Here is a 25,239-nt window from a genome sequence, read left to right as displayed (position 1 = left end):
CGGGCTCAGCAGCGATATTCGCTGTACGGACAGGGTGCGTGCCTTTGATGGCATCGATCATGCGGGCCGTAATGTAGGATAGTCCGGTTACGGGGGGCGGCAGCTGACCAATTGCCACTACGAAGTCGTCGTTTGAAGTCACGACGCCAAGGCCCGCTTGAACATGAAGTCAGCCTGGAGAGGACCTCTCGTTGGATCGACGTGCTGGTTGAAGACGCCCCGGATCTCAAAGCCCCGGTGTCGAAGAAAATCGATGACCTCGCCGACCAGCGCCTGGCCCTCGTAGAGCTCCATATAGGAGGCCTCGACATAGAGGGTATCAAAGGATGAGAGGAGTTCCTCGCAACCGCGCAGCACATCGAGCTCGAAACCTTGAACATCGATTTTGAGGAGCGCGGGAAACGCGATCTGATCCTCTCGCAAGAGAGTCGTCAATCGACGCAGTTCGACTTTCTTTGTCGTATTCACTTTTGTTCCGAACACTTCAACCTGCGTAGGTGCCGGCGCAAATATCGAGGATGAGTCGTTCGCGTTGGTCACATTCATGAGGGCATCGGTATCGGCAGGCCCGACCCCACAACGAAAAAGATGAACATTCGGATCACTTCTAAAGATGGTGCTGAATGTGTCCCAGCAATCCTCAAGCGGCTCGAAGCTGAAGATGTTGGCTTCCGGATACTGCTCGCGTACGAAAAGTGCAAACTGACCGACGTTGGCTCCTATGTCGACTATGGTCCTATACGGGACCCCCTCGAGTGCCGAGCGGTGTTCAATGCTTGCGGCGACCCCCCGCTTAAGGGCTCGCCGACCTGACGACGAACCGACGGCGTGTAGGAGCTTGCGGACCCGGACGATAAACAGATTCATTGATCAACGTAACGGTGAGAGGACGGGTCAGTAGGCGGTAGGGCGACCGAACGTGACAATTGCTGTTCCCAGCATGATTCTTACGTCCAACCACAAGCTCCAATTATTGATGTACCAGAGATCATATTCCACGCGCTTCTGCATCAGCTCGAGCGTGCGGGTTTCTCCGCGGTAACCATTAACCTGGGCCCAGCCGGTGATGCCGGGCTTGACGTGGTGGCGGAAGGCGTAGTTGCCGATGATCTGCTCATATTCGGTGTTGTGGGCGGCCGCGTGCGGGCGGGGGCCGACCAGCGACATGTCGCCCTTGAGCACGTTGAGAAGCTGCGGCAGCTCGTCGATCGAGGTCTTGCGCAGCCATTTGCCGATTCTCGTGACGCGCGGGTCGTTCTTCTGCGCCTGGACGATGGTCGGGCCGTCCTCCAGCACGCGCATGGTGCGGAATTTGAAGATCTTGAACGCGCGCCCGTTGAAGCCGTTGCGGGTCTGGCGGAAGAAGACCGGGCCCTTCGAGGTCAGCTTGATCAGGATCGCGGTCACCAGCATCACGGGCGCGAACACCAGGAGTGCAAAGCTCGCGCCGACGAGATCCAGCGCCCGCTTGAGTGCACGTTCGCGAAAGGTCAGCGGAGCGCGGCGCAGCTCGGCGGTGAAGGTATTGCCGGTGCCGACCAGCGGATAGCGCAGGAAGCGCGCCGTGTTGGCGTCCGGCACCAGATGCACCGGGACGGGGAGGATCTTCAGCGCGTCCAGAATGCTGTCGATCGCGTGCTGCCGGCTCCAGTTCATCAGCAGGAAGACGTGCTCGATCCGGTTCTCGCGCGCATAAGTGATCAGCTCCTCGAACCGCGGCGCCTGCGAGGAGAGCAGCAGCGGCGAGGCGAGCTCCTTGGCGGGAATCTCCATGACCCGCATCAGGCGGTAGCCGTGCTGGCCGAGGTCGTCGACCGCGTTGGACGAGGTGGCAAGGCCGAACTCGGCGATCATGATCGCGCGGCCGTTGGCGAAGGCGCCGGTGCGTAAGCCATGCGCGGTCCAGCGCGCGGCCGCGGTCTTCCAGGCGAGCAGAACGGTGAGGCCGACCAGATAAAACGAGATGGTGGTGCCGCGGGAGAACTCGTCGCTGACCTTCATCGTGAAGGCGATCGCCAGCAGCGCGCCGAACAGGCCGGTCCACGTCGTCAGCGTCATCCGGAACGTGCGCGGCAGGTTGGTGATGGCTTTCAGGCGGTAGCCGTGCTGCACGATGGTCAGAAGGATGAAATTGATTGCGACCAGGACGCTGGCCGCCGCATAGACATTCGCCTTGCCGAGCGTACCCGCGGTCGCGATGTGATAGCCGACCGCGCAGCCAATCCCGCTGAACACGATCAGCGTCGTATCGACCACGGCCATCAACCGCTCGACAACCACGGGACGCAGCCAGCTCGGCGCATAGCCTGTTGCCGGGGATAGCTCGACCGCAGCAATTTCCGTCGTAGAATCAGGGACGGGCACCGGTCGAGTGGAAAGAATCGTCATCGTGCCAAGCCCATTGACGCAAAATTCATTATCCGAACGCGCCGTGCTATCGGTCAAAATCGCTTTTAAAACAAGGCGAAGGGAAAATTAACCTTACCCCAGAAGCTTCATTGTAGCCCATCTCGCCTCGACTGATATGTTAAATTTCACAACCCGTTAGGAAGTTCTCGTTGCCCCGAATCCAGTCCCGGCGGCGGACCCGGCCGAAAGGGAGGCGTTACCTCGCCATTGGCCTCGCAGCGGCGGCCTTGGTGGGGACCGCGCTTCTGCTTCTTCGCCCCGATGCGGCCCCCGTACGGGCTCCGACGGGCCCGACCGCCGTCGCGGTCAAACTTCTCCTCGACGGCCAGTATGGCGCGCGATTCGCCGGCGAGCTCTCGGCGTCGAGGCAGGGATATTTCTCCTCCCGCATTGAGGTGGCGGCCCAGCCTGAAGACCCAGAGTTCGTCCAGACGATTGCACGCCAACATGCCATCGGCGTGACGAGCGGCCAGAAGTTCCTGCTGGCGAGCTGGCGCGGCGTGCCCGTGACCGCCTTCGCAGCGAGCTTCCTCGATACCTCCGTCGCGATCTTCACCCTCGAAGCCTCGGGTTTGCGGCGTCCGGCCGACCTGGTCGGAAAGCGGGTCGGATACCGTAGGGCGAGTGAGGGCGACGTCGTCTTTGACGCCATGATGGCGCAGCTCGGGCTTCCCCGCAGCCAGATCACCAAGGTGCCAGACCGCGACAGCTTCGAAGCCCTGCGGGGCGGGGAGGTGGATGCCATCATCGCCGCAATCGACGAGCAACCGGATCCCTCCAGTTCGACGTTCACGAAGCTCAATGTCATCAAACCGCAAGACTACGGCATCCATGTTCCTGGCTTGGTCTACTTCGCGAGTAACGCTCTCGTCCATGAACAGCCATCCATGATTGCCGATGTCCTTCAGGGCCTCATCAGAGGATGGCAATCTACCTACGCGGACTATGCACGGAGCGTGCCCGTTCTGGCCGGCGCCGGACCAGCCAGGCTGAATTCCGAGCGGCTGAAATTTGAACTGCAGCAGCTACGTCCGCTCGTATTGCCGACAGGGGGGCGCATCGGCGATTACGACGAAAGCCGTTGGCGGACGCTTCGGGACATTCTCCTCTTCGCCAAACTTGGCGAAGAGGACGTGCCGCTGGCCCAGACCGTCAACTACCAGTTCCTTCGAGATGTGTACCGACGTTCACCCGACCTTGCTGCCCCGGGCGCCTGGAGCGAGGAAAAATAGGACCAAGAAGCCACAGTTGCGCGCCATATCGCTACAAAGGCCCTCCCAAGCCGCGGCGTCGGTTGCCTTTTTGGTCCTAGCCTTGGTAATCTAGGCTTTACTATTTAGGCTGGTTCGCGGTGGTTCTCGGGGTGCAGCCTCCTGGTGGGGCGCGGGGAATGGACCAAATCCGCAGGGGCAAGGAGCTTTTTGGGATGTTTAAGACCTTGATGCGAGCAGGCCTTTTGGCCGCCACCGTTTCCTTCTGTGCAGCGAGCGGAGCAAGCGCGGCGATGCAAATGCCGGCGCCGGCGGCCCTGCTCACGGGTGCAAGCCAGGCGACGCCTGTCACGTTCTGGGCGCAGCCCTACCCATATAGGTATGTGCCGTCGCGCCACTGCCCCTTGGTGCGGGTCGAGACGCCCTATGGCTGGTATATGGACCGTGTTTGCGCGCCCGTCGGCCCTGTCCTGCGTCGGGCGTACTGAACTTCGGCTGACCTGAGCGGCGAGCGCCGCTTTTTAGAAGATTTACAAGGCAGCCGCACAGCTCATGCGGCTGCCTTGCTCATTCTTGTTTCGCCGTGTGCTGCTCTTTTGTGCGCGCAGCACGGGTTCACCATGAATATCTTTGCCGGGCCGGGATAGGCTGTTGCATGGTGAAGATTGTGTTACCAGTTTGGCGGGGCTGCATCGGCAGCGTGATTGCGTAATGCGGCGGTAGCCGGATCTCACGGAAGTGACGATCCGGCCAATCGAACGCCGGTAGAGGATACGATGACAGGGGCTTCAACCTACGATCTCACGGGCAAACGTGTCTTCGTCGCGGGTCACCGCGGCATGGTGGGATCAGCTGTCGTCCGCCGGCTTGCGTCGGAAAATTTCACCGTGCTGACGGCTGATCGGCGTGAGCTGGATCTGACAAAGGAAGAACCCACGCTCAGATGGCTCGCAGCCAATCGCCCGGACGTCGTGATTCATGCAGCTGCAAAGGTTGGCGGTATCGCAGCTAACAACAATTTCCCGGTCGACTTTCTCTGCGACAACCTTGCGCTGGAATTGAGCGTGATCCGTGCGAGTCACGCGGTTGGTGTGCGGCGCCTGCTGTTCCTCGGCTCGTCGTGCATCTATCCAAAGCACGCCAAGCAGCCGATGGCCGAAAGCGAATTGCTGACCGGGCCGCTCGAGCCGACCAACGAGTGGTATGCGATCGCCAAGATTGCCGGCCTCAAGATGTGCCAGGCCTATCGTCGGCAATATGGCGACGATTTCATCTCGGTAATGCCGACCAATCTCTACGGCCGCGGCGACAATTACCATCCCGATCATAGTCACGTCCCGGCCGCGTTGATCCGGCGCTTCCATGAAGCCAAGCTCGCCAATGCATCCAGCGTCTCGGTGTGGGGCACCGGCACACCGCTCCGCGAATTCCTCAACGTCGACGATTTTGCTGATGCCTGCGTCTTCCTTCTGAAGAACTATTCAAGCGATCTTCCGATCAATGTCGGCAGTGGCGACGAATTGTCGATCGCCGATTTTGCGAGGACAGTCGCGGAGGTCGTGGGCTATCAGGGCGAGCTCGCGTTCGATACGTCAAAGCCTGACGGCACGCCACGCAAGCTGCTCGATAGCTCGAGAATTCGAGGGCTTGGCTGGCGACCGAACGTCGCTCTGCGGGCCGGTCTCGCGGCCGCCTACGCAGACTTTTTAAAGGGCTCGGGACGTCATCTGGAAGTCAGCGCGACGCGCTGAGAAAACTACGTAAGACTACAAGAAACTTTTTTATTCTGAACTTTTTTGATTTGGGCGGGGCTTATGCGTGTTCTCTTGGTCGGCATCAACTATGCCCCCGATCTGATCGGTGTGGCAAAATACAACGCTGAGCTCTGCGAAAGTTTGGCCGCCGAAGGTCATGAAGTCAGGGTCATTACGGCACCTCCGTATTATCCGGCCTGGAAGATTCCCCCGGCGTTCAAGTCGTCGTACTTCAGGTCGAGAGATATTCGCGGCGTTCGCGTGACACGTACGCCGATTTATGTGCCCGGACATCCCTCGGGCGCCAAGCGGCTGGTTCATCACGCTTCATTCGCGCTTACGAGCGGGGCGCCGGTCCTCGTTGAGGCGCTATCCTGGCGCCCCGACGTTATGATCGCCGTCGCACCATCATTAATGTCGGCCGCCTTCGTCTCATTCGTCGCTCGTTGCGTCGGTGCCAAATCATGGCTTCATGTGCAGGACTTCGAGGTGGACGCGGCATTTGATCTTGGTCTGCTACGCAATCCTAACTTGCGAAAATGGATGCTTCGAGCCGAAGCCGCGATCCTCAAATCGTTCGACCATGTTTCAACCATCTCTCAAGCGATGGTAGACCGGTTGAGAATCAAGGGGTTGAGTCCTGACAAGACAGCCGAGGTGAGAAACTGGATTGACACCAACGCGATCTGCCCGGGTTCGCGAATGACCAAATACCGTCAGCAGTTCAAGCTGGGCGCGGGCGATATCGTTGCGCTTTACTCCGGAACAATGTCGAACAAGCAAGGCCTTGAACTCGTGATCGAGGCTGCGATCGGTTTGGAGGAGAGCCATCCTCATATCCACTTCATCCTTGCAGGCGAGGGGCCACATAAAATGAGGCTGGAGCAGCTCGCTGCCGGACGTCGCAATGTCCATTTTGTCGGGCTTCAGCCCAACGAAAGTTTCAATCAATTGATGGCCACGGCCGATTTTCATCTGATCCCGCAGAAAGCCGAGGCCGCCGATCTGGTGTTGCCCTCCAAGCTTGGCGCGATCTTCGCGTCGGCTCGGCCGGTCATTGCGATGGCTGAAGAAGGCACGGGCCTCGCGGCGGAAGTCACGGATGCGGGCCTGGTGATTCCACCCGGAGATTCGTCCGCGCTTGAGCTTGCAATTTGCCAGCTCAGCGAGGCGCCGGCTCTCCGTGAGCATTACGGCGAAGAAGGAAGGAGGCGCGCGCTTGATCGTTGGGATCGACGCGCAATTGTTCACCGGTGGTCGGAGGCAATGGCAGGGCAGGGCAGTGCGACAGGGCAGAAGAATGTCGACTCGAAAAACGCTGCCGGCGACATTGGGCTTCCCGTGGAGGATGCCGTTCAGTCACCTTAAAGCATCGGATCTCAATTCGTTGTCGTCCAAAAAAATGAGCGCCGCGATGGGCGCTCATTTGGCTTCTTGCCTTGCTGTCCGATCTGCCAGGACTACTCGTGGCGCGGGAAATACCTAAAGCCGTGCTGCTTAATCAGCTCATCGCGTTTTGCGGATTCGAGATCTTCCTTCATCATCTCGCGAACGAGGCTCTCGAATGAGGTCTGGGGCCGCCAGCCGAGTCTTTCTTTCGCCTTGGACGGATCGCCAAGCAACGTGGCGACCTCTGTTGGGCGGAAATAGCGCGGGTCGACCGACACCACGCATTTTCCGTTTGCAACATTGTAACCCTTCTCGTCGACGCCGGCCCCCTCCCATCGGATCTGCATGCCGACCTCGCTCGCCGCCACGTTAACGAAATCTCGAACCGAATGTTGAACACCGGTCGCGATGACGAAATCTTCCGGCTTTTCTTGTTGCAACATAAGCCACTGCATCTCGACATAGTCGCGCGCGTGTCCCCAATCGCGCAATGCATCGAGATTGCCGAGATACAACCGCTCCTGCAGGCCCAGATGAATCCGGGCCAATGCCCGCGTGATTTTTCGGGTGACGAAAGTCTCACCCCGGACTGGAGATTCGTGATTGAAGAGAATGCCGTTGCAGGCATACATCCCGTAAGCTTCACGGTAATTGACCGTGATCCAGTAAGCATAGAGCTTGGCGACGGCGTACGGCGAACGCGGGTAGAAGGGAGTGGTCTCCTTTTGCGGAATTTCCTGGACCAGGCCATACAGTTCAGATGTTGACGCTTGATAGAAGCGCGCCTTCCTTTCCAAGCCGGTAATGCGCATGGCCTCGAGGATGCGCAGTGTGCCCAGGCCGTCGGAGTTCGCCGTGTACTCGGGCTCCTCGAATGAAACGGCCACGTGACTTTGCGCAGCGAGATTGTAGATCTCGTCGGGCTGCACTTGGCCAACGATCCGGATCAGGCTCGAGGAATCCGTCAGATCGCCATAATGAAGCCGGAAGGGTGGATCAGGCTCGTGCGGATCGAGATAGAGATGATCGATGCGGTCCGTGTTGAAGAGGGAGGTCCGCCGCTTGATGCCGTGGACCTCGTATCCCTTCTGCAAAAGAAGTTCGGCCAAATAGGCGCCGTCCTGCCCGGTGACGCCGGTAATAAGTGCTCGTTTCTTTGTCATATCTGTCCCGAAAATGGAAATTGGTGCTTACACGAAATCGACCTGGTTAGGGAGGGCGAAATAGAGCGAAAATCAAGCTTAGATTAACAGCGTCTGGCTCCAGCTGGCGCGCCAAAAATCCTCCTATCGGATTACGTCGGAGGCGCAGTGTCCATCAGGGTGTGCGTCCCTCGTTTGGCCGTAGCCGGTGAGAAGGCTTCAAACCGGAGAAAATTCGATCGGGTCCCATGACCGTATGAGTCCTAGCCCGGTTGACCAGGAGGCCGGCTAAAAGGCCGCAACTTCTCGCGTCCATCGTTGAGGATCCGTTCCCGACTCCGCACGCACGATAGCAAATCGATCCAAAGCATCGACCAGCGGCGTGACTATCGGGGTTAGATTATCGAGTACGAGGACCGCTTTTCCCTCACGCACGAGCAGCACAAGATGGTGCTCTCCGGTTGCCCGAATGACGACCTCAGCGAGAAGGAGGGCCGAGCTGGGCCAGCCGGATCGCAGCAGCAGATGGCGCTTGGTGACAGCGTAATCCCCACAATTGCCCTCGTCAGGGAATATCTGCCATTCCGCGTCGCGCCGGCTTGCGGGCGGATCCTTCGGCGCTATGCCGAAGTTCACCGTTGAATTGATTTGGGCGAGTTCGCGCCAGCGCTGGATTGAAGAGCGGAAGTCTCGGATCCTGCGATCGTCATGGCGCCGGCAGTCCTCGGGATATTGAATGCAGAATTGAGAGAATGAAAGCGGTGGCGTCACCGCTTGGGATTCATAATTCGAATAGGCGGGCTGGCCGCAAACGCAATACATTATGGCCAGCATGCGGACCGCATGTCTGATCATCGAAAGTTCGCCTGACATTTCTGATTGTTAGGCGAAGTATATTGCGATGCGATGGAAGCGCCATGACAATTGTGAGGCAATCGATGCCCAATCGTGGAGCAGCGTGCGCGCGCTTGATCTGAACGAGGTGAAGGCTGCCACGGTACACTAGTCCGCGGCCTTGGACACCTGCAAGATCTAAGGTGTCTGCTCCCACTCGATCCGCCGTCGGATGAGGCCGCTTGCGGAATGAAGTTAGGGTCCGTGCAAGACCTCGTCCGGATGTCCTCCGCCAGAACGTGACGTTGCTTGGTGACTCTTGCCCCAGCACGTGCCGCAGCATGAGACCGGTCCGCGGACCTCAAGGTCGACCCGCTTCAAGAGTGAGCTCGTTCCGACCGCTGGTGCAGCCCAATCGCTGATGTCCCTTGGTAGCAGACGCACGTGGCCCCGGAGCGGGGCGAGAAAGAGTTCTGGCTGAGAGTGCGATGATCGCGCACCAAGCTTCGCATCTCGGTTTGGTCTGGTGGTGAGCAAGCTCCCAAGGGGAGCCAGCAATTCTGCGTCGGGGCCTTCAGCGACACGCGTGAGCAGGCAAACGAGCGATAGGATGGAGGCCGGCGGAAGCGGTGACGATGTCAGTTTTTGGCCCGAAGCTGCCCCGGTGGAGCGCGGAGCAAGGGTTCGCCTTCAAGGGGAGAACGGACAGTTGCCGGCCTAGCTTCGTTCGTCCACCTGTGACGCTGAGCAGACCCTAGCTCCTTATAATCTTGCTCGGGAAACGTCTCCTAGCGTCCCATCAGCGAATAATGCCGCGCGCTCTTCGACGTCCGCACAGCGAGGCGGGGCGGACCCGATATGCTGACGTTGAGTTCTTCGCATTTTGATCCAAAATTGGTCGGGCTCCGGCCCATTGCGATACGGTATTTCTCGGCGCGCGACAATCTGTATCGCGCGCGACGAACAGCTGACCTATACTCACTTAGCCGCCTGCAGTTACGACCTTGAGGGCCTGCCCATGAAGTGGCGAGGATTGATTGCGTTTTTCAGCGTCGCGGCAGTTGTCTTCCCTTGCGCGGCATACGCGCAAAAGGGTGCACTTCCAACAATTGGCTATCTTGGCTTCGACTCAGCCGACAAAAGTAAGGAGTTGCTCGTCGCCTTTCGGGATGGTCTCCGCACCAAGGGCCTTGTAGAAGGCCAGAACGTCACAATCGAGTACCGCTTCGCTGATGGAAAGTATGATCGCTTTCCGGAATTGATCGCAGATCTGATTCAGGATCGCGTTCGAGTGATCGTCGCTGCGACTGGTACAAACGGAGTCTTGGCGACAACGAAAGCGACTAAGACGATTCCGATCGTATTTGCAATTGCCATGGACCCGGTACTTCTTGGCGTTGTTTCCAGTTTGAACAGGCCGGGAGGAAACGCGACTGGCGTGAGCATGTACACTCCGCAACTGACCGCCAAGCGACTTGAGTTGTTGGCAGAGTTGACACCGGCAGGCGGAACAATCGCAATGCTGGTAAATCCAACGAATCCAAACGCGAACGTAGTGGTATCGGACGCCGAAGCTGCGGCCAAGTCGCTTGGCCGAGAAATTCACGTCCTGAAGGCGAGCACCGACGAGCAAATTTCTGCTGCCTTCGGCGAAATCAGAAACCGGAAGCACGCCGCGCTTCTTGTCAGTCCAGATGCATTCTATATTGCACGCCGAGAGCAACTCGCAGCGTTGTGCGAGCAGTATCGGATCCCCGCGACTTATGAATGGTCGTTCTTCGTCAAATCCGGCGGACTTATGAGTTATTCGCCACGCATTACCGATGTTCAGCGTCAGCTTGCCGACTACACGGCAAAAATTCTGAGCGGCGCTCGACCCGCCGATCTTCCGATTGAACAGCCGACTAGATTCGAGTTGGCGATAAATATCAAAACAGCAAAGAACATCGGCCTTACTATCCCGCCCTATCTCCTCGCTCGTGCCGACGAACTGATCGAGTGACGAAGGCATGCTTCTGCTCCTAACCCTGAGGCGAAGATCGCGGTTCAGCTCGGCATGTCAGCCGTTAAGGCAACCCCGGACGTGCCGAGAACGCGACTAGATCGACAGGATTGACCCAGGGCGGGCATACTGTTTGTAGCTTCGATGTCGGCTTTGCGCTGTTTAGGGAACGTCGACCGCGCGGCTCGACTGAGGCAGAAGGCGCACCTAGCTTCAACGGAACTGGAACAATGTCCGGGCAATCTGATTGAAAACTGTAGCGGCTGATGAGAGAGATAAGGAAGTATTCCTGGGCAAGCGGCTTTATCGGTAAGGAGCAACAAATGGATGACGAACGGAGATCATCAAAGGCGGGGGAGCGGGCCGCTGAGGGCTTGCGCGAGGCAACTGCCAAGGAAGAAGCAAAAAAAGAGAGCAAGACGGGGCACGATCTGGCCAAGGGTGCTGATCGCTTCGAAGAACGCTCCAAAAGCTCCGATGGAAAAAGCGCAGAAGAAAAACAAAAGGGGTAAATGAAAGAGCAGACCCGACGCGGCGTTCTCGAGCGGATCTCCGCAATGACGCTGGAGGCCTTTACTCACGAGGGGCGACATCGACCTTGAGAACGAGGCGATCCGCGCGTGAAGCGCGCCTAAACACTTCACGAAGATCCGATGCCGCGGAGACCTCTCCGGTAGCTTTTGGGCCCGAGCTGACGTCGGGCGCCTCGACCTCGATGTTCGCTCTCGGCGAAGTGAACGTCGGCAGGATAGGTTGGGATTCTCTTCTGGCCCTTAGCCGAACCGGGCCCAGGGATTTGCATTGTCAGTTTTGGGAGGCAGGGCGGACGCAGGCTAGGGCTTGCCTGACCGCCGCGTGTGACACTCAGCGGAAGTCGCTACTGGGCACACGCGCACTGCGCCGTCGCTGCTGTTGATCTAGGTCAATTACCACCCATCCTTTGGCTTCAGACTATTAAGGTCGTCCTCTCCCTCTCGATCCTGCAGAAGGCCTCCTGAGGTTCGGCGGCCAAAGTGAGAGATTGCTCATGATAACAATCCCAGAACTGACGTCCCAGGCTCTTGGTGCGTTCCTGATCTCGGAGACACGCGGTCGCTTCGGCTCGTCCCACGCCAGCTTGCTGGAATTGCTGCCCTATGCAGCAAAGCTGGCCCTGGAATGTATTGGTAACAGCGATGCACTCTACCACAACGTCGAGCACACCTTGTTGGTCACGCTCGTGGGGCACGACATCCTGATCGGCCGCTCCCTTCTTAGGCCAACGACGGCTAGCGACTATGCTCACTTCATCCTGGCGTGCCTGCTTCACGACATTGGCTACGTTCGGGGAATAGTTCACGGAGACCAGGACGGTGCCTATGTGGTTGATGGTACCGGCCGAACGGTTGAGTTACCGATCGGCTCTTCCGATGCAGCGCTTGCGCCCTATCATGTCGACCGCTCAAAAATATTCGCCATGGAGCGTCTCGACGCAGTTGACGAAATTGAAGCTGCTCGCGTTGCCCAAGCCATCGAATACACTCGTTTTCCTTATGAAGACGCATCAGCGAACGAACTCAAGGATGATCTTGACGAAGAGGAAGGTTTGTTGCTTCGCGCCGCCGACCTGATCGGTCAGCTCGGCGATCCGAATTACATGAAGAAATCAAATGCGCTGTTCTACGAGTTCGAGGAGATAGGACTCAACAAATCGCTCGGATACACCACACCCGCGGACGTGGTATACAAATATCCTCAGTTCTACTGGACCAAAGTCGCACCGCACGTCCAAACTGCCATCCGCTATTTGAATGTAACCTCGAGCGGAAGACAATGGATCGGCAGTCTCTATGGCAACGTCCTTCGCGCTGAGCGAGAGGTGGGACTTTCTGGTCCAGAGCTATAGGCGTTTCAATAATGTGGTTTCGGGCACGCCCACAACGCAAGCTTCCTTGTTCGCGAAAGCTCTTGATCAGCTCGGAGTGCGCAATCCCGTGGTGCTCGGCCACTCCTGGGGAACGCTGGTGGCGATTCGCGCTGGCGCTGCGAAGCGGTTATGCCGTGAGCGGGCTGGTGCTTGTGTCCGGCTACTATTTTTCAACCATCTCGGATGGACTTTTGGTTCATGTCAGGTCCGGCACTGCCGCTGCTGGGCGATCTGGACCCCCCGGTGATCAGAACAACCTTACTCATGGGATATCCCTTTCGAGTTTTCTGCTGGGACTGGTGGGCAAGATCAGATGATTCCGCCGTTGGCGCGGAGCACCTGGCCGTTGATCCAGCGGCCGTCGGGTCCGGTGAGAAACGCAACCGCAGCCGCGACATCCGCGGGCTCACCAAGCCGCTCCAGCGGCGCAAGTTTTGCGAGATGATCGATCACGTCCGTCGACTTGCCATGTAGAAACAGTTTTGTCGCGGTCGGTCCCGGCGCCACCGCGTTGACGGTGATATTTCGGCCGCGCAACTCTTTTGACAGAACTTGCGTCATCGCCTCGATCGCCGCTTTGGTGGCGGCATAGATCCCGTAGGTCGGATGCAACAGACCCGTTTGGCTCGAGGATAAGTTGACGATGCGACCGCCATTTCGCAGCCGGCGCGTCGCCTCGCGCAAGGTGTTAAAGGTGCCCTTCAGATTGATGGCTATCTGGCTATCGAAGACCGAGTCCTCGGCTTCGGAAATTGCTGCCAGCCGCATCACACCGGCGTTGTTGACCAGCACGTCCACGCCGCCGAAGGCCGACTCCACGGTATTGAACATGCTCGCCACGGCACTCGCGTTGCTAACGTCAGCTTGCACAGTGATGGCGCGACCGCCGGCCTGCGAGATCTTTTCGGCCAGCGTTTCCGCCTCGGCAGCGCTGCCGGCATAGTTGATGACGACTGTAAAGCCGTCAATCCCGAGCCGTTCAGCTATTGCAGCTCCGATACCGCGCGAGCCACCTGTGACAATTGCGACTTTTCCGTTTGCATTCGCCATTTGTCTTCTCCTTGCCTCCGATGAACTTCCTCTCGCTTCTGCGATCGGGAACAATCGACGATCAAGCAATGAACAATCATACACCGTTGTTGCCGACCCGGCCTGTCGCGGCATCAAAAGACACTGGGGAAACTGGTTGATTGGAACGCTCGCGTTGCCCAGCACTGCGCTATGGCATTTGGTGGCGGCAACGGCGAGCGCAGTTGGTTCAACTCCTCCGTGAAGCAAAGTCACACATCGGAGTCCTGCGACTAAGCACGGCCTCCAGGTTAGCGCTCGCGAGCACGGTTCGTCGATTGCTCTCTAATTACTGGTGAATGTGAAGTTGGCGCGCATGCGCGGCGCAGATCTGGTTACGATACCGCCGCGCAAGCACCAAGATAGCTACGAGAGCGACTATGTTGACGAGCTGTGTAACCATGAACACCACATCGCCGATAGTGATCGAATGTCCGAGGAAGATCGCTGACGACAGCACCCATATTAAGTAGGCGCGCTCGCTAATTCCGGCCGAGCATGCTCACTCCAGAGGTGCCAAATCTGGGGCACATAGGCGCCAATGACAAACCCAGTGCCAATATAACCAATGAAGGGGTTCAAGTTTTCCATATTAGCACGCATTGCTTGACGACAAAGGGGTCGGCGCGCGGGTGTTCCAGGAACGCTTGCCAGTATCCCGGCGGCAAAATCCTCGTCCGGAGTCAATCCTGTGAGCGCCGATGACAAGCCCACCAACATAGCCGATGACGGACGGCAAGCTTTCCATATTCACCCGTCGCTGGCACTACATCTGGAGACGATTGGAAAACTCGCGAAAAATGGTTGGATTTCGGCGCTTCCGCGAAGTTTACGGATCACGGAATCGCGACTGCAGTTGCATAAGCCACATTAGGGATCTGCGAAAACCGCATTTGTTGATGCCCTTCCCGGGCTGTATAACTTGGTCGCTTCTTCTCCTATTTGAAGAGGCTATCATGAACTCATTGCATACGTGGCTTTCGCAACAGCACCACGGGTTGCACACTTTTCGCGAATTTCAGCAAAGGCTCCATGACGCCTGCAAGGACGAGCCTGACCAACAGGGCCTGTGTCGTCTGCTGAATGCCGTCGTTGACAACTATGTAGATACGTTCGACGAAGAGCCTTTACCGGTCGCCGTCGCTGACCATGCCTATCAGCGACTGCTCGATCTCGTGGCTGACATAGATTTCGGTGCAAGCGCCGAGCAGCGCCTCGCCACTATCAACCGTGTAGCAGCTAGCGATTTGCTGCATTAAAGCACGATGTGGCGAGCGCTCCAATAGGCCTAGAGTCCGGTTGTGGCCCTTCTGCGAGGTTGCGCCTCGTTTGCCGGAGGTTCGCTCACTTGGCCAGAGCAGACCAGATTCGCTCAAACTGAGTTCTTCCTATTTTGACCACATCGGACCTCCCTACGCAGTCCTGAAAACGAGCGACGACATCCCTGAGGGAGTGGACCGAAATACCGAAATCAATTGATTTAGATCAAGGGTGCCAACGCGCGTCTCGGTGTCGAGTAATGGAAAGAGCCCGAGCGGCGGAAGTCGCCATGATGCGCGATAGACCGTGGATAGAGCACGTGCTGGTTTGGGCACTGACCGCGGCCGGGGTGCTCGTCCTCCTCTCCATTGCGCTTGGAGCAACCTGAAAGGGGCAACCCCTACCCCTGAGGAGTGCCACACTGAATGCCTTGGCGAACGCTGGGCAGCTTCGAGCAGCACGGAGTCGTCCTCGCATAATCCGCACGGGAGAAAGTGGCAGTGTTTCTTTTTAACGTTAACCTGGGGGCGAGAGTCGGGGGGATTGATGGAACGGAAGCCTTTTGAGAGCATGGCGCTTGAAGAGCTATGGGAGCTCCCATAGGGTCGTCAGTGACATTCTCGCCGCGAAACTCGTAGCGAACAAACAAGAGCTTGAACGACGATTGAGGCTGCTTAGTCGAGAACCCAGGGCTTCCTATTAGAGCATCGCAATCGGGACCGCCGTTGCATTCGTGGCTTTCACTAACTCCTCCACCGACCCAGTTGGCGGCCTCTTTCATTCCCAAACGCCAACTTCCGCCGCTAACCCGTAGCTGCCCAAGTTCGCCATTGAACCAACGGCGATGTGGGATAGATTACCTCTCCATGAGAGAGATGCTGTCCCATCTAGAGCTGCTGCGCGTCCAAATGGCCGAGTGCGAGCGCCTTCAACAGGCAGCAAGCAGCCAGCTCAAGCGAGACGTCTATGCGCGGGTGCTCACGCGCTACAAGGCAATCGCAAGAGAGCTGGAACAAGCGATAGCATGCCTGCCGGACTTTAGACCCCTGCGTCGGCCATAAAGGCAGCACAAGAAAGAGTAAGAGCAGTTGCATTCTTCGACGGGCGGATGCTGTCCCTCTCGTTGATGACTGCCGCTTCTGGCTCATCGCCTCAGTTGGCGCGGTGCAGCGAGTCTGGGCGCAGGGGAGGACGGGAAGTCGACGGCCCAGTGGGAAGCCGCTGCGATTGACCGCAGACATCTAATTGAGCCGATGGCTTACGTTAGTGCTTTCCCATCCAGCCACCTCGCAACGAGACCGTTTTGGCCTACGCAGGCCCAAGCAAAAGAAGCGCCCCCGCCGAGGCAAGCCTACCGGCAGGAAGGGCTTGCTGCCGTCGCGCATAGCTTGCGACCACGGCGGGCGGCTACGGTCCGGCATCGGGCTGTCGGGCTTCCCTCGGCACTATGTGCGGTGCTCCTGCGCATCATTGAGCGCTCACGTGCCTACAACTCGTGACCACCATGAGGGTCTGGCTGCACTGCCAACCACCGCCGAGAACGGATTTGACCGGGTGTGGCACAAGCGCAAGAGCGGCGATGAGCATGGCAGCAGCGAGAGAAGTGCCAAGGTTCATATAGCGGGGCATGGGTGCTCTCCGTCCCTTGAGATGGCGTGATCATGAACCTGTCCTTCTTCCGGTCGATGTCGTCGACCCAAAATCGCGTTTCCGGACGACTTCGTCGCAAATTTGGGACATCACGGCCTCGTGAAAAGCTCGATCCGGCGCCGAGAACTAAGTACTAGATCGTGCACGAATGATGAGCCATGCGCGAAACATGCGCGGAGGGGTCGTCGACGCTATCGCGCAATCGATTAAGGCGGGGGAGATACAGTTAGGGTCCCAGCAGCACGGTCGTGACGTCAGCTTGTAGCCCGTGGCTGCCCTCAGCCCAGATCGCGGCTATGTCCGCTTCCGAGAGACGTCCCGACCGAGGGGATTGCCTCGCGACGGCTGCCTTCGGCACATTGCGGGCGTGGCTGCGGCTGTTACGTCAATGGACAAAATCGTGAGGTGGTTCGCGGTTCAACGTCTAGAAATTTACCCATTTCGTGGGCAGTTCGTTTGACGTGCTAGAGCTAAGTTGGTGGCCATTGCAGCTCGGTCCACTGACGGAGTGGTCGGGATTATGCCGATAAACAAGATGCCGGATTTTCCCTCGTATTCTGGCTATTGGTTTCTTTGGCTGGTTGCGGGTTTCGTCGTTGGCTCTTTAGCATAGCGCTATTCTGGTCTGGACCCTGGATCATTGGCGTTATCACCATTCTCGCGACCATCGCTGTCTATTTCCGTCACGGGATGGCAATCGCAAAGCAGCGGGAACGATGACTGCGCTTTTTGTAACGGCCCCCGCTATCGCCGGTATTCTCTGCGAGAGCGTTTCGGCACAGCTTCTCCATTTCGACGTCACAACGAAAGCTGATTCGGCGCAGCTCTACCTTCCGCCTCTGGCCGACAGGCGGCCTCCCAACGCGTCCCGGGCGTGAAGACCCCGGGATATCAATGGAATGCTGATGGGACTTCGGCGTAGGCCAGTGAAAGCTCAATCGATGGACACCATCTACGTGATCCTGCTGATCACGACCCGTGTTCTGGGGTTCGTCGCAACCGTCTTATGGGGGCAAGATTTCGAGTGGCTTGGGCGCGATGTTGAGGCGGCTTACATCTTCAAGCTGGTCGGCATCGGGCTGGCCGTGTTCTTCATAATCGCGATCACCTTCGGCCTCATCTGAGATCGATCTTACAAACCCGGACGGCGCGGCGCCTTAGAGGAGCGCCACAGGTTCAAGACGACACTCAGCGTAGCTAGACTCTCATCCGTGTTCGACATCGCGTTGCGGCTAGCTACGAAAAGAGCTCACCTCCGGACCGAGCGTAGTCAGGGCATGCGAAACGTCGGTTTATACGAGCTTCGAACGGCGTCCTCAGTTGTTCCAAACGGCGCTAATGACCCAAACCGGATTCGTGGGCCACCGCAGTTCGCCCAGCTAGAAGTCGTTGCAAGCAAATAATTTAATTTGTTTAAAAACGTGATTTAATTTTAGCAACGAAACGTTGTATATCATTGCGATGCATTAATCGCCAAACCACGAGGGAGGGGCACATGGCTATCCTCTTTGGCGACACGAGTGGATCTCTCAACGGACGACAGCATGGCGGAGCCCAAACACTGGTTGGTTCCGATCCGGCGAACACGCTGTTCGGGGATGCTGGTTTGGACTTGCTCGGTCGCGCTGTCGGCGGCAACGATACGTTGCTGACCTCCGGTTCCGGAAGCCTGTTTGGAGATGCGGGGGAAAACATTTCTGGTCATGCCCGGGCAGGCGACGACGCGTTATCTGCCCAGGTGCCGGCATCTGCGCTCACCGCCGACGAGACATTCACTCTGAACATGTACGGTGATGCTGGAGGCAATATCTCGAACGGAGCCGTTGCCGGCAATGACATCCTCGATGTCGCGTTGCCCTTGGCCCTTACGCCCGGAGTGACAGTGAATGCCTATGGCGATGCCGGCGAAACAATGTCCGGTCAAGCCCACGGGGGCGATGACAACTTCGGCGTTTCCGGTGGCGGGCATCAAACAGTCACGGCGTATGGAGACGCGGGCGCAAACATGTTCAATGGCGCGGCCGGCGGCAACGACACATTCGTTGGCCACGTTGGACCGGATAGCAATTTGGTGTTCTATGGCGATGCTGGCGGAAGCCTGTTCGGGCATTCCCGCGGCGGCAACGACAGCTTCACTGCGAGCGGATTCGAGTACAACAACTATCTCTATGGTGACGCCGGAGGTGACATGGCCGACCATGCGGCCGGCGGCAACGATAGTTTCGCTGTGAGCGGCACGAATCCGTTCAATTTCGTTTTTGGCGACGCAGGTGGAAACATGTCCGCTTCCGCCGTTGGCGGGAACGACACGTTCAATGACTTGAGTGACGTAACACTCACCGACCAGAATGTCTTTTCCGGCGATGCTGGCGGGAACATGTCCGGTTCGGCCCGCGGAGGCGACGACACGTTCAACAAGACCGGCCTAGGGGGAAGTACGTTCTATGGCGACGCCGCCGGCGATATGTCTGATCGTGCCCACGGCGGCGACGACAGATTCCAGGCCTCAGGCACGCAAGACCAAAATATCTTCTACGGCGATGCCGGCGGCAATATGGGTGATCAGGCCGTTGGCGGCGAGGACACCTATATCGGCGGCAACGTATTTTCCCAACTCGTCAATCAGGTGTATGGAGATGCGTCGACCATGTCGGGCCATGCGCACGGCGGCAACGACACGCTGGTCGGCGGCGATGATCTGAATGCGCATCCGGCCGGCAGCTACGAGACCACTCTCGTCGGCGATGCCCGGTCCATGTCCGATTACGCACGCGGCGGCGATGACAGGCTCGTAAGCGGCACCGGAAATGATGACATCTGGGGCGATGCCCAGATGATGCTTGGCTTCGCCAAAGGTGGGAACGACACGTTCGCGTTCAATTTCGACAACGGCCACGACAAGATCGAGGATTTCGGTCAGGGGCTCTCGAATTTGGGAACCGATCACATCGATGTCTCTGCGCTTCGTATCGAGAACTTCAGGGATCTGAGCATCTCATCGTTTGATCCTGCAACGCACGAAAGCACGATCACGTTGAGTCCGGGCAACGACGTGGTGGTGCATAGCGAGCAAGCACTGAGACCGCAGGACTTCATCTTCGCGCCACATCAGGATGGTTTGTTGACCTGAGCCGACGCTCAAGACTGCCCGCATGCTCGACACACATTTCCAGCTTCGTGCTTGCTTCAGCGGGACGAGGTCATCGAGTAATGGTCGGCTCCCCGTCAGCGTTCAGACCCATCCCGGTGATGCCTTGTTTTTGCGTGTGGCCAACGGCAAGCTTGAAAGTTGCTGCGGGTGCAAGAGTCCGGATGTGGCCCATCGCGACATACTGCGCTGCCGCACGAACTTGGCTGCTATAGGAGCAAAGCGGACGTAGTCACCAGTCACATGACGCCGCGTTCATAGGTACACGGGACGTGCGCCCAAGGATGTCTCGTCCGATTGAAAAGCAGCAGGTCGAGTGGTCTCAACTCGTCTGATACCCTAGGTCAGCTGGGTTGCTAGACCGAAACGGCGTCCATCCGAAGTGCTCCAGCAGACCGTGCGCAAGGGTGGGACAGTTGGGCTGCCGGAGATGATTGGCAGCGTCGGCCTATCCGGATCGTTGCTTCGATCGCATCTAGTTCGTCAGAAGCTCGGTGCATGTCCGCCGAAACGCTCTTCGTTTCCCTAATCCTTCCATCCATTCAGCGAAGTTCAGGCTGCCGCCCACTACATTGGGAAGAAATGCGCCCGTTGGTCTGAAGGCGAGATCGGGACGGCTCGTCGTGTCAGCAATCGAATGCCCTTGGAACCGACACCAACCAAAATTATCGGTCCTTAAGTAAGTATTCCCTTCAGCCCCGCATAGATAGATCCGATAGCAGTAATCGCGACACCGGCGAGGGGGCCCGCCGTGTGCATCAGGTCCTGGATGAGGCGCGCGCGGCGCCGGAGCTGCTCCTCGCCGACGTGTTGACCGAGCAGCCGCGCGACACGAAATGCAAACGCGTTGGGCTTGCCTCCTTGCGCCAGCACCCGCGGCAATACATGGAAGATCAGGACCGCGAGAATGTTGCCAGACACGAAGGCGAGCAGGATGCTCGCGCCGTACTCGATCACCTCACGCCACTCGATCCAAGGCCCTGGAAGGATGGGGACCTTGTCGTGAATACCTGTCACGGTAAGCATCGCGTGCACGCTCAAAGCGGCCGTGCAGAACGCCAACACAAAGGCGCCATTCCCTGACACCTTGTGAACGCGATAGGCCGCAAAGCCAAACAGCAGCGGGATCACAACGGAAGCGAGCCGCAGTGGGAGCGGCGAGATGTTGAAGACGATCGTGACGAGAATATGCGCGACAACTAGAAGTAGCGATGGAATGAGCGCATAGACTACTGCATAGGTCGAAAAATACCGCACCGGATGCCTATGGCGCTCGAGATTGGCGTTGACCAGGTCGAGCTCGCGCCTCAGGCCGTCGAGTTGGACGACGATATCATCGATCTCGCGCAGCATGGGACGCACCACCCGCAGATCGCGTGAGCAATGCTTGCAGACGATCGCCTCATCCTTAATCGTTTCGGCGCAGAACGGACATTCCATCGGTAAGCGTCGGTTTCGTGGGATGCCTAATCATCTCAAGCTCGGCTCGCGCGTGCCGCAATTGATCGCGCAGAAGATCGCGTTTTCGAGCCAGATTATCGAGCTCCGCGATCAACGTGGCCGGTACGGCAATGTCGCGCGAACAGGTTGCACAAACAAGCGCCCCCTCAGCGTTCTCCGATCGGCAATACGGACAGCTCATTGGCATACTACGGCTCTACTTTAAGGGTGAAGATCGCGCTGGCTGGTCGACCATCCGTGTCCTTGACGTCTACTCTCAGTGTGTATTCGCCCGCCGGTAGCTCAGCATCCAGGATGTTGATGCCGTCACGTCGGATGAATGGCTTGGTCCGCGGAGTGAGATCGACGTTCGGGGTACGAAGATAGGTGACCTTGACCGAATCCGGATCGATCTTGGCCCCGCCAAAGGCTTCGAACTTCAGTTGAAGCCGCAACGGCGAATGAACGGTCTCACCCGGCGAGACCACCTCTACCCTGGGGCCGCGCAGAATGCCGCGACGATCTGCGGCAATGGCACCTTTTGGCGGCGGCAGCCTTGCTTCCTCTTCCGTGATGAGCTGCGTCGCTTGAGCCACGCCGGGGATTAGAAGGCTGACTGCCAAAGCGCCTAGCCATATCTTGTTCAGGACCTGCCTTGTTGTCTGGCCGCTCAATCCTTCCCTCCAGTGCCCGAGTGCCGCACGCCACCGTCGCCAATGATTGTGTACGGGGCCCAAAATAGCGGATGCGCATAGGCGAATTCCGTTTTGCCTTCGCTGCCGAGATAACCGGGCCCATCCACCAGAGCCATCACGGCTTGGCGCAGAGCTTCGCTGCGTCCCAGCGTTGGATCGTCGGCCTGGCGCTTGAACAGGTCAGTGATCAGCTGCCGAGCGGATTGCGAATGCACCGACCAGTTCGTCACCAGCAATGCACGGGTCCCAGCATAGAAGAAGGCGCGACCGAGCCCCGAGGCGGCTTCCGCACCGGCTCCTGCGCCGGCACCGGTATTGCAGGCGGACAAGATCACCCAATCCGCATCGAGCTTGAGGCCCAGGATCTCTTCCATCGTCAGAAGCCCATCACCAGCCTCGCCGGTGACTGCCGGCGACGAGAGCGCAAGTGCGGGCTGAGTCAGACCGTTGAGCTCTCCCGGAACAAGGCCATGCGTGGCGAACGCCAGGATGTTGAATTTGGATAGATTCAACCTCTTGACCACGCCTTCGGCCGCATCCTTGCCCAGAAACAGCGCCTTCGATGGATCAGCCTGCAGCGCCAGCGCGATCGACTTCAGCTCCTCAGCGGTATCTGGCAGGCGAGGGAGCAGAGCCAGCTCCGCACTGTCGACGCCGTCGAGGTTCGGGCTGTTGCGGCGCTTCAGCGGCACGCCGCGGGTGAGACTCGCCGCAGCATCAGCCACCTGGACTTGGTCTTGCTCGGCTTCTGCCTCCGCAAACTGATCCCTGTTGAAATACGGGTCGCCGAACGCCACCAACTCGCTCCGACCCGCCTTGCCCGGCGGCAATTGGCGCAGCGTGCGCAAGGCCGCTGCAGAGGGGACAGCTGAAACGGCGTGAGTGCGGGCAAGCCACGCCACGTGTCGGTATCCCGCAAACAGAGGATCGTCATCGGGGGCAATTTCGGCTGGCGCGGTCGGCAACAGTGACAATGGCAACAGGCCGAGCGCACCGTTGGTGATAACAATCAGATTCTTGGCGGGCTTCCAGCCGCTCTCCACTGGCTTGAGCAGAAGCTCGTAGAGTTCATAAGCAAGCTTCAGGTCGAACGGCGGGATGTCGGAAATCATTGCCGCCTGCGGCTCAAGCGCCTCGCGCAGCTTGCGGATCTTCCTTTCAACATCGCCAATGCCGGCTTTCACCACGGCAAAGGCGAGAGGGCCGGATTTCGGAATGGCCCAGACAAAGCTGCCATTTTGGCCGAAGTAGAAGGACAATACGGCTTCGTCTTCAGCAAGTGTCGACCGAACTTCCGCCAGGCTCGGCGGCTTCGGTGAGACGAGATCAGCATAGGCTGGGAACTTCTGCTTGATCTCCAGCCGTGCCTTATCGCGCTCGACGCGCAACGTCGAGATCGCCGCCTGGATCTGCTGCATGCCCTTTTCATCGCGCTCTGAGGTCGGGATTGCGAGCACATTGTTCAGGAGCCCGAGCTGGGCATTGACCTGCTTCGTGAGGTCCTGCTCCTTGCGCACGAGCTCAGCGAGCACTGTATCTTTTGCGGCCGCACGGGCGCTGGACGCAGCCAGGGCCTGCTGGACCGAGCGAGCCCTGATCGCATCGGCAAGGCTGAAGGTTTCCTCGCCGACTTCGTCTGCCGTTCGCGGTGCACGAGCGAGCAAGGCAAAATAGCTCTCCACGGTCATTTGCAGCCTCTGGACGCGAGCGGCTGTCACAGTCGTGTTTTCCTCATCGGCGTTCTCGCGTGTGTTCGCCATCATGACGGGGATCGCGGCCTTGAATTCGCGGATCGCCTCCGCATCGCGATGGGCGCGCATCAGCCCGACCGCCAGCGTGCCACGCACCGAAGCCACGTCAAAATGGCTTTCGCCGACACGGCCGATCTGCTTCGTCAGCAACTGCTCAGCCAAGCTGATACCTGCGTCGACCTGGCCGGACGCATAAAGCGAAAGGATGCGCGAAGGATTGAGCTCGAACGCTTGGCGGCGCTGCGGCTCCCAATTGACGATGGCCTTGTCGATCCGTGTATAAATCTCGTTTGCTTCCAGGCCCTTGCGCTGGAGCGTCAGGATGCCTGCAAGTTGCGCCAGGAATTGCACGGTTGGCTGTGAGTCTTCCGCAAGTCCCAGGGCTTGATTGACTTCCAACGCGGCCTGCACCAATTGCGTAGCCTCTTGATAGCGGCCTTGCTCAACGAGCATGCCGGCGAGACCCACAATGAAGCGCGGCGTGGCCGGGTTGAACTTCCCGACGTCCTTCAAGCGAGAAAGGAGCGCACGGCGCGCGTCGACCTCCGCTTCCGCCAGTTTTCCCTGGCGCGCCTCCGTTCGAGCCAGGTTCAGCACCGTGGTGTCGATCGACCACAGCAGCGTTGACGCGGATGGCGGGTTGGGAGAGGCCAGAAGTTCCTTGATGCTGGCGCGCTTGCGCTGCTCTGCCGCGCGATAAGAAGCTTCCGCCTCGCTGAATTGCCCTCGTGCCTCGAAAATCATGGCGCGAGTAAATTCCACCTCAGCCTCCCAGGACTGACCAAATCTGGCATAGGCCGTTCGCCAGGCAGGATGACCGCTCGTCCTCGCCTCCTGGATCGCACTCAAACTTCGCCGCAGATAAGCTTCGGCCTGTGCGATGTCGCCCATTTGGATCAGAATGCCGGCAACCTGCCGATTTGCGTTGAATTGGTAGCCCTTGCCGCCAGCCGCATTCGCGATGTCACGGAGTTGACGCTGGTAGATCTCAAGCGCTTTTCTGGGTTCGCCGGATGCCAGATATTGCTGCCCCGCAAACTGCATCAGGCGCCCCATCATCCTCGGGTCGGCAGCCCCCCGACCTGCTTCAACGGCCTTGTTCGCATCCGCAATCGATTGGTCCAGCCGTCCTAGTTGCGCCCGTGCGTTGCCACGATCGAAATAGAATTGCGCCAGCTTTTGCGGGGATTCCTTGCCCGTTGGCGATGCCTCAGCCGCCGACCTCAACTTCTCGATGACTTTCAGATCGGGCTTTTCACTGTCGAGGATCGCCGTGATGTCCGAAATCGTGCGCGGCGGCGCAATGAAGCCGGCGGGAAGCGGGGCTCCCGGCGCGAGTTGGGGCGCCACCTCGGCTGGAATCTCGACCGCGACATTCGCACGCCCGTTGGCGGATTTCAGAGCCGCCATTACACAGGCGCGGACCGGTGGGGTTGCCCGGGCACGACAGCCGCCGAAATCGCCGCCGGCTTGCATGCAGGCCTGAACAATCGGCCGACCGACCTTTATCCGACAGCTCCCGATCGCCGCTTCCATCGTGAGGGCGGTGGCAGACGATGCCGACCCTATCAAGACGCAGC

Annotated in this window: 17 protein-coding genes; 9 read left to right on the top strand and 8 right to left on the bottom strand. The window is 58.7% G+C overall.

Going from position 1 to position 25,239, the window contains the following annotated elements:
• Positions 1-138: 138 nt before the first annotated feature.
• Together RAD10_RS23165 and RAD10_RS23160 are read right to left on the bottom strand one after the other, a co-directional pair.
• The gene (locus tag RAD10_RS23165; protein WP_179736988.1) at positions 139-867 is read right to left on the bottom strand and encodes an FkbM family methyltransferase; all 729 of its coding nucleotides are present in this window, start codon (positions 865-867) and stop codon (positions 139-141) included.
• Between the two features lie 27 nt (positions 868-894).
• Entirely contained in the window at positions 895-2,388 is a 1,494-nt protein-coding gene (locus tag RAD10_RS23160; protein ID WP_461619363.1) for an undecaprenyl-phosphate glucose phosphotransferase, read from the bottom strand.
• Positions 2,389-2,558: 170 nt separating this feature from the next.
• On the opposite strand from RAD10_RS23160, the gene RAD10_RS23155 reads away from it, so the two are divergent.
• The 3 genes from RAD10_RS23155 (at position 2,559) to RAD10_RS23145 (ending at position 6,742) form a co-directional block, all read left to right on the top strand.
• The gene (locus RAD10_RS23155; protein ID WP_461619362.1) at positions 2,559-3,641 is read left to right on the top strand and encodes an ABC transporter substrate-binding protein; all 1,083 of its coding nucleotides are present in this window, start codon (positions 2,559-2,561) and stop codon (positions 3,639-3,641) included.
• Between the two features lie 755 nt (positions 3,642-4,396).
• A complete protein-coding gene (locus RAD10_RS23150) occupies positions 4,397-5,371 on the top strand; it encodes a GDP-L-fucose synthase family protein (RefSeq protein WP_461619361.1) in 975 nt (324 codons plus the stop codon).
• Positions 5,372-5,434: 63 nt separating this feature from the next.
• Entirely contained in the window at positions 5,435-6,742 is a 1,308-nt protein-coding gene (locus tag RAD10_RS23145) for a WcaI family glycosyltransferase (protein WP_461619360.1), read from the top strand.
• A gap of 92 nt (positions 6,743-6,834) precedes the next feature.
• Here RAD10_RS23145 and gmd read toward each other — a convergent pair whose 3' ends face one another.
• Both gmd and RAD10_RS23135 read right to left on the bottom strand, forming a co-directional pair.
• Positions 6,835-7,926, bottom strand: a complete 1,092-nt coding sequence (gene gmd, locus RAD10_RS23140; RefSeq protein WP_461619359.1) for a GDP-mannose 4,6-dehydratase — start codon at positions 7,924-7,926, stop codon at positions 6,835-6,837.
• A gap of 267 nt (positions 7,927-8,193) precedes the next feature.
• Positions 8,194-8,760: a transglutaminase-like cysteine peptidase gene (locus RAD10_RS23135; protein WP_461619358.1), complete on the bottom strand. Its 567-nt coding sequence runs from the start codon at positions 8,758-8,760 to the stop codon at positions 8,194-8,196.
• A gap of 892 nt (positions 8,761-9,652) precedes the next feature.
• Here RAD10_RS23135 and RAD10_RS23130 point away from each other — a divergent pair.
• The 3 genes from RAD10_RS23130 to RAD10_RS23120 all read left to right on the top strand — a co-directional run bounded on the left by RAD10_RS23130 (position 9,653) and on the right by RAD10_RS23120 (position 12,626).
• Complete coding sequence (locus tag RAD10_RS23130; RefSeq protein WP_461619357.1) at positions 9,653-10,741, top strand: ABC transporter substrate-binding protein; 1,089 nt, start codon at positions 9,653-9,655, stop codon at positions 10,739-10,741.
• A 323-nt stretch (positions 10,742-11,064) separates the two neighbouring features.
• Positions 11,065-11,253, top strand: coding sequence for a hypothetical protein (locus tag RAD10_RS23125; RefSeq protein ID WP_461619356.1), 189 nt, complete (start codon positions 11,065-11,067; stop codon positions 11,251-11,253).
• Positions 11,254-11,768: 515 nt separating this feature from the next.
• Positions 11,769-12,626 (top strand): metal-dependent phosphohydrolase, encoded by an 858-nt coding sequence (locus tag RAD10_RS23120; RefSeq protein WP_461619355.1) that lies wholly within the window; start codon positions 11,769-11,771, stop codon positions 12,624-12,626.
• A gap of 330 nt (positions 12,627-12,956) precedes the next feature.
• On the opposite strand, the gene RAD10_RS23115 is transcribed toward RAD10_RS23120, so the two are convergent.
• Entirely contained in the window at positions 12,957-13,697 is a 741-nt protein-coding gene (locus tag RAD10_RS23115; protein ID WP_461619504.1) for an SDR family oxidoreductase, read from the bottom strand.
• 974 nt (positions 13,698-14,671) lie between these two features.
• On the opposite strand from RAD10_RS23115, the gene RAD10_RS23110 reads away from it, so the two are divergent.
• The 3 genes from RAD10_RS23110 to RAD10_RS23100 all read left to right on the top strand — a co-directional run bounded on the left by RAD10_RS23110 (position 14,672) and on the right by RAD10_RS23100 (position 19,755).
• A complete protein-coding gene (locus RAD10_RS23110; protein WP_461619354.1) occupies positions 14,672-14,974 on the top strand; it encodes a hypothetical protein in 303 nt (100 codons plus the stop codon).
• A 2,592-nt stretch (positions 14,975-17,566) separates the two neighbouring features.
• Positions 17,567-17,749, top strand: coding sequence for a hypothetical protein (locus RAD10_RS23105; protein ID WP_461619353.1), 183 nt, complete (start codon positions 17,567-17,569; stop codon positions 17,747-17,749).
• Positions 17,750-18,120: 371 nt separating this feature from the next.
• Positions 18,121-19,755, top strand: a complete 1,635-nt coding sequence (locus RAD10_RS23100) for a hypothetical protein (protein ID WP_461619352.1) — start codon at positions 18,121-18,123, stop codon at positions 19,753-19,755.
• Positions 19,756-20,448: 693 nt separating this feature from the next.
• On the opposite strand, the gene RAD10_RS23095 is transcribed toward RAD10_RS23100, so the two are convergent.
• The 3 genes from RAD10_RS23095 to RAD10_RS23085 all read right to left on the bottom strand — a co-directional run bounded on the left by RAD10_RS23095 (position 20,449) and on the right by RAD10_RS23085 (position 25,069).
• On the bottom strand, positions 20,449-21,126 hold the full coding sequence (locus RAD10_RS23095; RefSeq protein ID WP_461619351.1) for a hypothetical protein: 678 nt from the start codon (positions 21,124-21,126) through the stop codon (positions 20,449-20,451).
• 296 nt (positions 21,127-21,422) lie between these two features.
• Positions 21,423-21,887: a hypothetical protein gene (locus RAD10_RS23090; RefSeq protein ID WP_461619350.1), complete on the bottom strand. Its 465-nt coding sequence runs from the start codon at positions 21,885-21,887 to the stop codon at positions 21,423-21,425.
• The gene (locus RAD10_RS23085) at positions 21,884-25,069 is read right to left on the bottom strand and encodes a CHAT domain-containing tetratricopeptide repeat protein (protein ID WP_461619349.1); all 3,186 of its coding nucleotides are present in this window, start codon (positions 25,067-25,069) and stop codon (positions 21,884-21,886) included. Before RAD10_RS23085 ends, RAD10_RS23090 begins: the two co-directional genes overlap by 4 nt.
• Positions 25,070-25,239: the final 170 nt, after the last annotated feature.

The organism is Bradyrhizobium sp. 23AC (genome assembly GCF_054863025.1).
This window is presented reverse-complemented; position numbering and strand designations above follow the sequence as displayed.